The organism is Streptomyces sp. NPDC091289 (assembly GCF_044757365.1).
GTDB lineage: Bacteria > Actinomycetota > Actinomycetes > Streptomycetales > Streptomycetaceae > Streptomyces.
The window spans coordinates 98,105-110,798 of record NZ_JBIVUT010000014.1; the positions used below are offsets into that span (position 1 = coordinate 98,105).

Consider the following 12,694-nt stretch of genomic DNA (forward strand, 5'->3'; position numbering starts at 1 on the left):
CCCGGGACGGCTGCCTCACGGCTTGCACTCCTTCGCCGTCAGCGGCGGCGCGACCCCGGCCGGCTTGCCGCACACCAGGGTCCGCTCGGCGCTCGGCCCCGGCCGGACCACCTTGACGATGTTGAGACCGTGCACATGGTCCGAGACCGAGGACTTCGCCCGGCTGAACGAGATCGTCCCCGTGGGCATGTTGTTGAGGTCCACCGTGTGCAGCGTCGCCCACGTCTCCGCCGCGCTCCGCCGCTTGTCGCCGCGCGCCGCGGCGTCGTACAGGGCCGCCGTCGCGCTGTAGGAGATGACGGTCTGCCCGCTGGCGAACAGCTCGTCCTCGTACGCCGGACGCCCCGAGGCCAGCGAGGCGACCTCCCCGTCGGGGTGCAGCGCCCGCAGCGTGCGGTACGCGTCCCCGTAGAAGCCGAGGTTCTTTCCCCGGTCCAGCGGGGCGAGGGAGCTGTGGTAGAGCGTGACGTTGGCCGCGATCGACGTGCTGTCGTCGAAGGTGCCCTTCGTCAGATCGTCCCCCGTGAACACCGTCATCCGCCGGTCCGAGCACCCGGTGGTGCCCGACAGGCCCGCCATCAGCGTCGGCACGTCCTCGACCCGCCCCGCGAAATACAGCGCGTCCGGCACCCGATCGGCCTGGCAGATGGTGGTCAGCGGGTCATTCAGGCTCGCCCCGCCCGCGAGGTCGTAGCTCACGTCCTGGCCCAGCGAGAAGCCCGACGTCCGCAGCATCTCCTTGCCCGCGGCCCGCTGCTCGGCGGTGTACCGGTCCAGGTCGCCGTTGCGGTCCCCGCGCGACAGCACGATCGCGTGCGGGCGGTCGAGGCCCTGCGCGATCTGCCGGGCGACCAGCCCGAGCGCGTACGTCTGCTCCTCGTCCGTCGCCGCGAGCCCGAAGTAGTTGGGGAACCGGCGGGGCAGCTCGCCGCTGGAGTTCGTCGTGTTCACCAGCGGCAGCCCGGCATCGCGCAGCAGCCGCGTCGCGTCGTCGCTCTCGTCGGTGTTGCGGCCGAGACCGACCACCCCGACCACCGACGGATCCCGCCGGGCCACCTCGATGATCTTCCGTACGGCGGTGAGCTGCCGCAACATGTCCTCGCCGCCGTTGGCGGTCAGCACCCGCAGCTTCACTGACCGGCCCACGGTCTTGTTCACCGCCCGCTGCTGGAGGTAGACGCCGGTCAGCTCCTCCAGACCCTTGCGGGTCCGCTCCCGGTCCTTGCCCGTGGCGGTCAGCGGCCCGGCGTACACGACCGTCACATACGCGTCGCCCGGCTCGATGTCGGCGTTCTCCTCACGGATCGCCTGCTCGATCCGCTCGAACGTGATGCCCTTCCCGGCCCCGTTCAGCTCCAGGCCGTTGCCCCGGGCGAAGAGCACCTCGGGCGCGGTCGCCACCCCCACGCACTCCCGGTCGTCCCCCTCCCCGGCCCAGATCCCGTCCGTGTTGCGGTCGGTCAGCGGCCCGTGGCAGTACGTATCGCGCCAGTGCCCGGCCCACAGGAACGCCCCCAGCAGCGAGCCCACGACGAGCACGGCGATGCTCGCCCGCGACATCACCCACCACGCCCAGGTCCGCCGCACCCGGTGGGTGACGAGCTGCGCGTGCGCGTGCTCATGGGTCAGCTTCTCGGTGGACAGCGGCAGCAGCAGCACCCACGCCAGCGTCGCCGCCGCCACCGGCGACTGGCCCAGGCTCAGATCGTCCACCCAGCGCTCGTAGCGGGCCCGGGCCCCCGAGGAGCCGGCCGGCGCACCGGGCCCCGGCCGCTCCGGGGGCAGCGGCGGGGTGTGCCGCATGATCTCCGGGGCCGGCAGCGAGGCGAGCAGCAGCAGCGGATCCACCTCGCTGCGCCGCGACCGTACGTTGTTGATCGCGTTGATCAGCAGGATGCCGCCGTTGTCCTGCGTGGCCCGGGGCAGGAACACCACCGGCGGGACCGTGCGCTTGCCGCGCCGCCAGTCCAGGGAGTGCGGGCGGTAGTTGTGCCGCAGGTCCTCCAGCAGCGCCTGCACCCGCAGCTCCAGATGGAACTGGCGCGCGTGCTCGTCGCCCGCCCCCGCGTCCGCCACCCGCTCCGCGACCGCCGCCGCCCGCGCCCGGATCACCCGCCACGAACCGCTCGGCGAGAACCACGACCAGCCGTCCGACGGATAGCCGGTGCTGGAGGCGGCCAGCGACGAGGTGGTGGCGAACCACCGGCTGGCCCGGCGCAGCCACAGCAGCGGCGGCGCGGCCCGGCTCGCCAGGCCCACCACGGCGAGCCCCAGCAGCGCGACGGCCGCCACCAGGGCCGTCAGCAGCCAGTCGATCTCCCCGAGCAGCACGCTGAGCAGGGCGATGAAGAGCGCGCCGACGAACGTCTCGGGCCGCACCGAATCCCGCAGCGACTCCCACCAGCTGCCCCGGCGCGGCCGGCCGGACCGCCAGCGCAGCCGGCTGAGCTGCTCCAGAATCCTTTCCTCGCGGACCTCGGAGGTGTTCCCGTCGGACTGCTCGACCACCGTCGCGGTGGCCTGCTCGATCGCCCCGAGCAGCCGGGAGCGGGGAAAGGAGAAGGTCTTGTACTGGGTGTTCTCGCGGGTCTCCCACGGTTTCTCGGAGAGCGTGCGCACCATGGCGAGCGCCGCCTCGTACGGGGTGGCGCCCTCGCCGTCCAGCAGCCGCACCGGCACCCGGCGTAACGCGTTGGCCCGGTGCACCTGGTGGACGACCCGCTCCACCCGGGCGTCGATCTCCGGCCCGGCCCCGGCGTCCGCCGCCTGGGCCACCACGAGCGGCATCACGGGCCGGTTGACCCGGTAGCGGTCGATCAGCTGCTGCATCAGATGGAAGACGGCCGAGGCCGCCTCGTTGTCCGCACTGTCCCGCCAGACCTCGCGCGCCATCGCCCCGTGTCCTTCCCCCGTGGACCCTTCGGCTCCCTCGAACCCTTCGGCCCGTGAACCGCCTGCCCGTTCTCCCCCCTCAATAACCGATGGTGCGTGTGGGGCGCAGGCATTCATAGGGATCGGCACGTGATCGTCCGGGACGAACGGGCATCAGCCGGGGGACATCAGTCCGGAAGAGTGACGAAGTCGATCAATTCCTCCACCCGGCCCAGGAGTTGGGGTTCCAGGTCCTTGTAGCTGCGCACCTTGGACAGGATGTGCTGCCAGGCCGCCCCGGTGTTCTCCGGCCACCCCAGCGCCCGGCACACACCCGTCTTCCAGTCCTGGCCCCTCGGCACCACCGGCCAGGCGTCGATCCCCACCGAGGACGGCTTCACCGCCTCCCACACGTCGATGTACGGGTGGCCCACCACCAGCACATGCGGGTCCGAGACCCGCGCCGCGATCCGGGACTCCTTGGAGCCGGTCACCAGGTGGTCCACCAGCACGCCGAGCCGGGCGTCCGGCCCCGGCGCGAACTCGCCCACGATGGCCGGGAGGTCGTCGACGCCCTCCAGATACTCGACCACCACGCCCTCGATGCGCAGGTCGTCGCCCCACACCCGCTCGACCAGCTCCGCGTCGTGCCGGCCCTCCACATAGATCCGCCCGGCCCGCGCCACCCGGGCCCGCGCCCCGGGCACCGCCACCGAACCGGAAGCCGTACGGGTGGGACGCACCGGACCGCCGGTCCCCGGGCGCACCAGCGTGACGACCTTGCCCTCCAGCAGGAAGCCGCGCGGCTCCATCGGGAACACCCGGTGCTTGCCGAACCGGTCCTCCAGGGTCACCGTCGGGCCCTGGGCCGTCTTCTCGCAGCGGATCACCGCCCCGCAGAAACCGCTGCCGACCTCCTCCACGACCAGATCGGGTTCGGCGGGCACCTCGGGCACGGGGGCGGACCGCTTCCACGGCGGGGTCAGGTCCGGCTGGTAGCTGCGCATGGACCGACGATAATCGTCACACTGTCGCGAACCGCTCTTCCAACGACGCCCGCTGCGCCCGGACGAAGCCCGCGTCCACCACCGCCCCGTGCCCCGGCACGTACAGCGCGTCCTCGCCGCCCAGCGCCAGCAGCCGCTCCAGCGCGGCCGGCCAGCGCGAGGTGATCGCGTCCGGGCCCGCCTGCGGCTCGCCCGACTCCTCGACCAGATCACCGCAGAACACCACCGGAGGCCCGCCGTCCACCCCCGGCACCAGCACCGCGAGGTCATGGCCGCTGTGCCCCGGGCCCACGTTCGCCAGCAGCACCTGCCGGCCGCCGCCCAGGTCGAGCGTCCAGTCGCCGCACACCTCGTGGTGCGGGACCACCAGCGTGTCCACCGACCGGGCCGCCTCGTCCTCCGCGACCCCGTGACGCACCGACGAGACGCACAGGCCCTCCGCCTCGTCCCGCAGCAGAGCCCCGACGCCCACCGCCCCGTACACCTGCGCCCCGGCGAACGCCGCCGTGCCCAGCACATGATCGAAATGCGGGTGGCTCAGTGCGATATGCGTCACCCTCCGCCCGAGCAGCGCCTCGGCCTGCCGCCGCAGCTCGACGCCCTCGCGCAGCGTGGCGCCGGTGTCGTACAGCAATACGCCGTCCGGCCCGGCGACCAGCCCGGCGGTGGCATCCCAGCCCGGGAGCCGCCGCCTGCCGATACCGTTGCCCAACCGCTCCCAGCCGAAGTCTTCCCAAGCGACGTCCATACAACGACGCTATCGGCAACGACCTGCGCAGTCTCGTGGGAGCGTGGCCGGTCGCCCTTGCCCCGGCCCCACCCCACCCCCGTACACTGACCGGGGGATTGCTGGCACTCGAACACACCGAGTGCCAGCCGGACACCGGAGGAATCCGGAGAAACACAGCTGGAGGTGTGCGCGATGCTCAGCGAACGCAGACTCGAAGTGCTGCGCGCCATCGTCCAGGACTACGTCGGCACCGAGGAGCCCGTCGGCTCGAAGGCGCTGACCGAGCGGCACCGGCTGGGGGTCTCCCCGGCCACCGTCCGCAACGACATGGCGGTGCTGGAGGACGAGGGCTTCATCGCCCAGCCCCACACGAGCGCGGGCCGCATCCCCACCGACAAGGGGTACCGCCTCTTCGTCGACAGGCTCGCGGGCGTCAAGCCGCTGTCCTCGCCCGAGCGCCGGGCCATCCAGAACTTCCTCGACGGCGCGGTCGACCTCGACGACGTGGTCGGCCGGACGGTGCGGCTGCTCGCGCAGCTGACCCGGCAGGTCGCCGTCGTGCAGTACCCCTCGCTGACCCGCTCGACGGTGCGGCACGTGGAACTGCTGGCGCTCGCCCCCGCCCGGCTGATGCTCGTCCTGATCACGGACACCGGCCGGGTCGAACAGCGTATGATCGACTGCCCTGCACCGTTCGGCGAGGCATCGCTCGCGGATCTGCGGGCCCGGCTCAACAGCCGGGTCGTCGGACGCCGCTTCGCGGATGTCCCGCAGCTGGTGCAGGAGCTGCCGGAATCCTTCGACAGCGAGGACCGGGGGACGGTTTCCACGGTCCTTTCCACCCTCCTCGAAACATTGGTCGAGGAGACGGAGGAGCGGCTGATGATCGGCGGCACCTCCAACCTCACACGCTTCGGACACGACTTCCCGGTGATGATCCGGCCGGTGCTGGAAGCACTGGAGGAACAGGTCGTCCTGCTGAAGCTGCTCGGTGAGGCAACGGACTCGGGCATGACCGTACGTATCGGGCACGAGAACGCCCACGAGGGGCTCAACTCCACGTCCGTCGTCGCGGTCGGCTACGGTTCGGGCGACGAGGCAGTCGCCAAACTCGGCGTGGTCGGACCGACCCGCATGGACTACCCCGGAACGATGGGAGCGGTACGCGCAGTGGCACGTTACGTCGGACAGATCCTGGCGGAGTCGTAAGTGGCCACGGACTACTACGCCGTACTCGGCGTGCGCCGCGACGCATCTCAGGACGAGATCAAGAAGGCATTCCGTCGGCTCGCACGCGAGCTGCACCCGGATGTCAACCCGGACCCGAAGACCCAGGAGCGGTTCAAGGAGATCAACGCCGCTTACGAGGTGCTCTCGGACCCGCAGAAGAAGCAGGTCTACGACCTCGGCGGCGACCCGCTCTCCGCCAGTGGCGGTGGCGGCGGTGGCGCGGGCGGTTTCGGAGCCGGCGGCTTCGGCAACTTCTCCGACATCATGGACGCGTTCTTCGGCAACGCCGCGCAGCGCGGGCCCCGTTCGCGCACCCGGCGCGGCCAGGACGCCATGATCCGGCTGGAGATCGACCTCAACGAGGCGGCCTTCGGCACCACCAAGGACATCCAGGTCGACACGGCCGTCGTCTGCAACACCTGCAGCGGCGAGGGCGCGGCCCCCGGGACCTCCGCCCAGACCTGTGACATGTGCCGCGGCCGCGGCGAGGTCTCGCAGGTCACCCGGTCCTTCCTGGGCCAGGTCATGACCTCGCGACCCTGCCCGCAGTGCCAGGGCTTCGGCACGGTCGTGCCCACCCCCTGCCCGGAGTGCGCCGGCGACGGCCGCATCCGCTCGCGGCGCACGCTCACGGTCAAGATCCCCGCGGGCGTCGACAACGGCACCCGCATCCAGCTCGCCGGAGAGGGCGAGGTCGGCCCCGGCGGCGGCCCGGCCGGCGATCTGTACGTGGAGATCCACGAGCTGCCGCACGCCGTGTTCCAGCGGCGCGGCGACGACCTGCACTGCACGGTCACCATCCCCATGACGGCCGCGGCCCTCGGCACCAAGTGCCCGCTGGAGACGCTGGACGGCCTGGAGGAGATCGACATCCGGCCCGGCACCCAGTCCGGCCAGTCCGTGCCCCTGCATGGGCGCGGGATCACGCATCTGCGCGGTGGCGGCCGGGGCGACCTGATCGTGCACGTCGAGGTGACGACCCCCTCCAAGCTCGACGCGGAACAGGAGCGGCTCCTGCGGGAGTTCTCCAAGCTGCGCGGCGAGGAGCGGCCCCTGGGCCAGTTTCAGCCAGGTCAGCAGGGGCTCTTCTCCCGGCTGAAGGACGCGTTCAACGGCCGCTGAACCGCTTCCTCCCCTTTCACCGCACCGCCCGCCGGTTCCGTACCGGCGGGCGGTGCCGTGTACGGAGGGAGAACCGGTCAGGACGTCGGCTGGCTGATTCGGCCCCGTGCACGGGCACGTGGCACGATGCGGTCATGTCCTCCGAGTTGACCGATCTCTGCCGGTATCCGATCGTGCAGGCCCCCATGGCGGGCGGCGCGTCCGGACCCCAGCTCGCCGGGGCCGTCGCCGATGCCGGCGGGCTCGGGTTCCTGGCCGCCGGGTACAAAACGGCGGACGGGATGTACAACGAGATCAAACAGCTGCGCCGGCTCACCGGCGGGCCGTTCGGCGTCAACCTCTTCATGCCGCAGCCCGCGCTCGCCGACCCCAGCGCCGTCGAGGTCTACCGCCACCAGCTCGCCGGCGAGGCCACCTGGTACGAGACCCCGCTCGGCGACCCGGACAGCAGCGGCGACGACGGCTACGAGGCGAAGGTCGCGATCCTGCTGGAGGACCCGGTCCCGGTGGTCTCCTTCACCTTCGGCTGCCCCACCCGCGACACCCTGGACGCCTTCGCCAGGGCCGGGACGCACACCATCGTCACGGTCACCTCCGCCGAGGAGGCCCAGAGCGCCCAGTGGGCGGGCGCCGACACCCTCTGCGTCCAGGGCGTCGAGGCGGGCGGCCACCAGTCCACCCACCGCGACGACCCGGAGGCCGGCCACGCCGGCACCGGACTGCTCTCCCTCATCACCCAGGTCCGCGAGACCGTGCAGATCCCGGTCGTCGCCGCCGGTGGCCTGATGCGCGGCGCCCAGATCGCCGCCGTCCTCGCGGCGGGCGCCGACGCCGCCCAGCTCGGCACCGCCTTCCTGATCTGCCCCGAGTCCGGGGCCCACCTGCTGCACAAGCAGGCCCTGACCAACCCGCTGTTCGCCCGCACCGAACTGACCCGCGCCTTCTCCGGGCGGCCCGCCCGCGGCCTGGTCAACCGCTTCGTCCGCGAACACGGTCCGTACGCCCCCGCCGCCTACCCCCAGGTCCACTACGTCACCACCGGGCTGCGCCGGGCCGCCGCCAAGGCCGGGGACGCCCAGGGCATGGCGCTGTGGGCCGGACAGGGCCACCGCATGGCCCGCGAACTGCCCGCGGGCGAGCTGATCGAGCTGCTCGCCGCCGAACTGGAGGCCGCCCGGTCGGCCCTGAGCATGAGGAGCCCCCGGTGACCGCACCGGTCTTCGTCGTCGAACGGATGCCCACCGGGCCGGAGTTCGTCCTGGAGGGACCCGAAGGACGGCACGCCGTCTCCGTCAAGCGGCTCCAACCCGGCGAGGACGTCGTCCTCACCGACGGCCTCGGCCACTGGGCGGACGGCGTCGTCCACGCCGCCGAGGGCAAGGACCGCCTGACCGTCACCGTCCGCGCGGGCGTCCAGGAGGAGCCGGAGCCCACACCCCGGATCACCGTCGTCCAGGCCCTCCCCAAGGGCGACCGGGGCGAACTGGCCGTCGAGACGATGACCGAGACCGGCGTCGACGCGATCGTGCCCTGGCAGGCGGCCCGCTGCATCACCCAGTGGAAGGGCGACCGGGGCGCCAAGGCCCTGACGAAGTGGCGCAGCACGGCACGCGAGGCCGGCAAGCAGTCCCGCCGCGTGCGCTTCCCCGAGGTGACCGAGGCCATGACGACCAAGCAGGTCGCCGCCCTGCTCGCCACCGCCGACTTCGCCGGGGTCCTCCACGAGGACCGCGACCACGACAGCACCCCCCTCGCCACCGCCGAACTCCCCGCCACCGGCACGATCGTGCTCGTCGTCGGACCGGAGGGCGGCGTCTCCCCGCAGGAACTGGCCGCCTTCGCCGAGGCGGGCGCCCGCCCCTACCGCCTCGGCCGCAGCGTGCTGCGCACCTCCACCGCCGGGACGGCCGCGACCGCGCTGCTGCTGGGACGCACGGGACGCTGGGGGTGAACCGTCCCGACGGGGGACCGCCGGGGCGGCCCGCCGTCGGCGCCGGGCCCCGGCGTTAGCATGCACCTGTACTGATCACCAGCGAACGAGGAGGCCCGGCCATGGCGGGAGAGCCGCAGTCCGACTGCCTGTTCTGCAAGATCGTCTCGGCAGACATCCCGGCGACCATCGTCCGTGAGAGCGAGACCACCGTCGCCTTCCGCGACATCAACCCGCAGGCCCCGACCCACGTCCTGGTCATCCCCAAGGTCCACTACCCGGACGCCGCCTCCCTCGCCGCCGCCGAACCGCGGATCGCCGCGGACGTGCTGCGCGAGGCCGGAGCGGTCGCCGCCGACGAGAAGATCGACTCCACCGGCTACCGGATCATCCTCAACACGGGCTCCGGCGCCGGCCAGACCGTCTTCCACGCGCATGCCCACGTCCTGGGCGGCCGCGGCCTCCAGTGGCCGCCCGGATAACGCCCGCCCCGTAGGAGCCCTTCCCCATGTCCGTACGCGAGCTGGTGGTGCTCGGCACCGCCAGCCAGGTCCCCACCCGGCACCGCAACCACAACGGCTATCTGCTGCGCTGGGACGGCGAGGGCATCCTCTTCGATCCCGGCGAGGGCACCCAGCGCCAGATGCTGCGGGCCGGCGTCGCCGCGCACGACATCCACCGGATCTGCGTCACCCACTTCCACGGCGACCACTCCCTCGGCCTCGCCGGGGTGATCCAGCGGATCAACCTCGACCAGGTGCCGCACCCGGTGACCGCGCACTACCCGGCGAGCGGACAGCACTTCTTCGACCGGCTGCGGTACGCCACCGCCTACCGCGAGACCGTCGAGCTGACCCAGGCCCCGGTCGCCGGACCCGGCGGTGTCCTCGCCACCACCCCCGCGTACACCCTGGACAGCCACAAGCTCTCGCACCCCGTCGAGTCGTACGGCTACCGCCTCACCGAGCCCGACACCCGCCGCATGCTGCCCGCCCTCCTGAAGGAGCACGGCATCGCCGGACCGGACGTCGGCCGCCTCCAGCGCGAAGGCGCCCTCGGCGGCGTCACCCTGGAGCAGGTCTCCGAGCACCGGCGCGGACAGCGGTTCGCGTTCGTCATGGACACCCGGCTCTGCGACGGGGTGTACGCGCTCGCCGAGGGCTGCGACATGCTCGTCATCGAATCGACCTTCCTCGACGAGGACGAGAAGCTGGCCACCGACCACGGCCACCTGACCGCCGGACAGGCCGCCCGGGTGGCGAAGGAGTCAGGCGTACGCCACCTGGTGCTGACCCACTTCTCCCAGCGCTACAGCGACCCGGAACTCTTCGAGACCCAGGCCCGCGCCGCCGGGTTCGACGGCGAACTCACCGTCGCCCAGGACCTGATCCGGGTCCCGGTCCCCACCCGGCACCACCACTGAAACAACCGGACCACCGTCAACAACCGCACCACCGTTTGCGAGACACCGTGCACCTCCCCAAGGCCGAACTCCACCTCCACATCGAAGGCACCCTCGAACCCGAGCTGGCCTTCGCCCTCGCGGAGCGCAACGGAGTGGCCCTGCCGTACGCCACCACCGACGAACTGCGCGCCGCCTACGCGTTCGACGACCTCCAGTCCTTCCTGGACCTCTACTACGCGCTGATGGCCGTGCTGCGTACGGAGGAGGACTTCGCCGAACTCGTCGACGCCTACCTCACCCGCGCCGCCGCCCAGGGCGTCCGGCACGCCGAGATCTTCTTCGACCCGCAGGCCCACACCGCCCGGGGCGTCCCGATCGGCACGGTCGTCGAAGGGATCGGCCGGGCGCTGGAGCACAGCGAGGAGAAGCACGGCATCTCCACCCAGCTGATCATGTGCTTCCTGCGCGACCTGTCCGCCGAAGCGGCCCTCGGCACCCTGGACGCGGCCAAGCCCTATCTGCACCGGATCACCGCGATCGGCCTGGACTCCGCCGAGGTCGGCCACCCGCCCGCCAAGTTCCGCGCGGTGTACGAGGAAGCCACCGCCCTCGGCCTGCGCAAGGTGGCCCACGCGGGGGAGGAGGGCCCGCCGGAGTACATCCGGGAGGCCCTGGACATCCTCGGCGTCGAGCGCGTCGACCACGGACTGCGCTGCATGGAGGACCCGGAACTGGTGGCCCGGCTGGTTGCCGACCGGGTGCCGCTCACGCTCTGCCCGCTCTCCAACGTCAGGCTGCGCACGGTCGACAAGCTCACCGACCACCCGCTGCCCCGGATGATGGCGGCGGGCCTGCTCTGCACGGTCAACTCCGACGACCCCGCCTACTTCGGCGGGTACGCGGGCGACAACTTCGACGCCGTACGGGACGCCCTCGCCCTGGAACCGGAGCAACTGCGCACCCTGGCCCGCAACTCCTTCGAGGCGGCCTTCCTCGACCACGACGAGGAGCGCCGGGCGCGCTACCTGTCCGAGGTCGAGGCGTACGCGTTCGACTGACCGGAACCGCCGTCCGGACCGGCCGTCCGGATCGCGCTGCGCACCAGCCGCCTGCGCCGCAGGGCCGGTACGCGCAGCTCCGTGACGGCCTGCTCGGGTGAACCGAGCTTCGGCACCGCGCCGGGCAGGCCTCCGGTGGTGGCGGCGAGCAGGGCGGCCGGTGCGCCACCGCGGCGGCGCACCGAACCGGGCACCAGCGGACGGCCGCCGGTGTGCAGCGCCACCGCGGTCACCGGGACGGCGACCAGCAGGGTGGCCGCCCCCAGGATCAGCCCCATCACCGGATAGCCGGCCTCCTCGGAGAGCACACTGCCCAGCAGCGGACCGCAGGCCACCCCCACCGAGGAGGCCGAGCCCGCCAGCACCGCCCAGCGGCCGCGTACGTCCAGGGAGGCGGCCAGACCGATGAGGTAGGAGAGGACCACCGGATAGAAGGTGTTCCACAGCACCTCGCCGGTCGCGAACGACCCGAGATCCCGGGCCGAGGAGCTCAGCACGATGCTCGCCGCGATGACCACGGTCCCCAGCCCGATCGGCACCGCCCGGCCGAGCCGCGCGCCGAGCAGCCCGGCGCCCGTCACCCCGAGCAGCCCCGCACCGAGCGCGGCGGCGAACACCGCGCCGACGGTGACCTCGGACAGCCCCGCCTGCACCAGGCCGATGCGGCTGCTCACGCCCCACAGCGCGTTCTGCGCCATGGACCAGACGAGCATGCCGCCCGCCAGGACGAGCCCGGAACGGCGGTGCGGGAGCCGGCCGGTGACCGCTGAGGCGGTCTCCTCCTCCGCCCTCGTGGCACCGCCGAGCCGGGCGGTCGCGGGCCAGACGAGCAGGGCGACCAGGGCGATCGCGGCGAACGGGAGCCGGTGGCCGCCGCCGAGGTGAGGAATCGTCAGATAGAGGACGCCCGCCGTGGCGGACACGGTGAGCAGCCCGAGCGAGGACGTCCGGTGCGGGTCGCGCCGGGCGGCGATCCCGGCCGCCGCGACCGCCGTCGCCGTGCCCGAACCGAAGCCGCCGACCACCACACCGAGCACCACCAGCGGGACGGACCCGGCGAGCGCGGCACAGCCGTAACCGACGGCGGCCAGCAGCAGACCGGCGCGGGCGGGGGTACGCGCCCCGTACCGCTCGACCCGGCCCGCCAGGGCGAAGCCGGCACCGGCCGAACTGAGGAGCAGGGCGCTGCCGACCAGACCTGCCTGGGCGGGACTCAGCCCGAGATGGGCGCTGAGCCGGCCGACGACGGTGGGGAGCAGATAGGCGGCGAGGTAACCGGCGGTGAACACGGCAACCAGGGGCCACGCGGCACCGGGGCGCGAGGACATGGGCGTTCCTGAA

11 protein-coding genes are annotated in these 12,694 nt (G+C 72.6%); 7 read left to right on the forward strand and 4 right to left on the reverse strand.

Annotated elements, in window-relative coordinates:
• Positions 1 to 15 precede the first annotated feature (15 nt).
• The 3 genes from ACIQPT_RS20045 to ACIQPT_RS20055 all read right to left on the reverse strand — a co-directional run bounded on the left by ACIQPT_RS20045 (position 16) and on the right by ACIQPT_RS20055 (position 4,626).
• A complete protein-coding gene (locus ACIQPT_RS20045; RefSeq protein WP_401157221.1) occupies positions 16 to 2,892 on the reverse strand; it encodes a hypothetical protein in 2,877 nt (958 codons plus the stop codon).
• A 167-nt stretch (positions 2,893 to 3,059) separates the two neighbouring features.
• Complete coding sequence (locus ACIQPT_RS20050; RefSeq protein WP_401157222.1) at positions 3,060 to 3,878, reverse strand: DUF3097 domain-containing protein; 819 nt, start codon at positions 3,876 to 3,878, stop codon at positions 3,060 to 3,062.
• A gap of 16 nt (positions 3,879 to 3,894) precedes the next feature.
• Positions 3,895 to 4,626, reverse strand: a complete 732-nt coding sequence (locus tag ACIQPT_RS20055) for an MBL fold metallo-hydrolase (RefSeq protein ID WP_401157223.1) — start codon at positions 4,624 to 4,626, stop codon at positions 3,895 to 3,897.
• A gap of 174 nt (positions 4,627 to 4,800) precedes the next feature.
• Here ACIQPT_RS20055 and hrcA point away from each other — a divergent pair, with 174 nt between their 5' ends.
• The 7 genes from hrcA (at position 4,801) to ACIQPT_RS20090 (ending at position 11,353) form a co-directional block, all read left to right on the forward strand.
• A complete protein-coding gene (gene hrcA / locus ACIQPT_RS20060; RefSeq protein ID WP_361868511.1) occupies positions 4,801 to 5,817 on the forward strand; it encodes a heat-inducible transcriptional repressor HrcA in 1,017 nt (338 codons plus the stop codon).
• The gene (dnaJ, locus tag ACIQPT_RS20065; RefSeq protein ID WP_401157224.1) at positions 5,818 to 6,960 is read left to right on the forward strand and encodes a molecular chaperone DnaJ; all 1,143 of its coding nucleotides are present in this window, start codon (positions 5,818 to 5,820) and stop codon (positions 6,958 to 6,960) included. It abuts the gene before it with no gap.
• Positions 6,961 to 7,094: 134 nt separating this feature from the next.
• Positions 7,095 to 8,168 (forward strand): nitronate monooxygenase, encoded by a 1,074-nt coding sequence (locus ACIQPT_RS20070; protein WP_401157225.1) that lies wholly within the window; start codon positions 7,095 to 7,097, stop codon positions 8,166 to 8,168.
• Complete coding sequence (locus ACIQPT_RS20075) at positions 8,165 to 8,911, forward strand: 16S rRNA (uracil(1498)-N(3))-methyltransferase (RefSeq protein ID WP_401157226.1); 747 nt, start codon at positions 8,165 to 8,167, stop codon at positions 8,909 to 8,911. Before ACIQPT_RS20070 ends, ACIQPT_RS20075 begins: the two co-directional genes overlap by 4 nt.
• Before the next feature lie 101 nt (positions 8,912 to 9,012).
• Positions 9,013 to 9,372: a histidine triad nucleotide-binding protein gene (locus ACIQPT_RS20080; RefSeq protein WP_401157227.1), complete on the forward strand. Its 360-nt coding sequence runs from the start codon at positions 9,013 to 9,015 to the stop codon at positions 9,370 to 9,372.
• Between the two features lie 26 nt (positions 9,373 to 9,398).
• Positions 9,399 to 10,313, forward strand: coding sequence for a ribonuclease Z (locus ACIQPT_RS20085; RefSeq protein ID WP_401157228.1), 915 nt, complete (start codon positions 9,399 to 9,401; stop codon positions 10,311 to 10,313).
• A gap of 47 nt (positions 10,314 to 10,360) precedes the next feature.
• Positions 10,361 to 11,353, forward strand: coding sequence for an adenosine deaminase (locus tag ACIQPT_RS20090; protein WP_401157229.1), 993 nt, complete (start codon positions 10,361 to 10,363; stop codon positions 11,351 to 11,353).
• Here the strand turns inward: ACIQPT_RS20090 and ACIQPT_RS20095 are convergent.
• Positions 11,317 to 12,681: an MFS transporter gene (locus ACIQPT_RS20095; protein WP_401157230.1), complete on the reverse strand. Its 1,365-nt coding sequence runs from the start codon at positions 12,679 to 12,681 to the stop codon at positions 11,317 to 11,319. The two genes, ACIQPT_RS20090 and ACIQPT_RS20095, sit on opposite strands and share 37 nt — an antisense overlap.
• Positions 12,682 to 12,694: the final 13 nt, after the last annotated feature.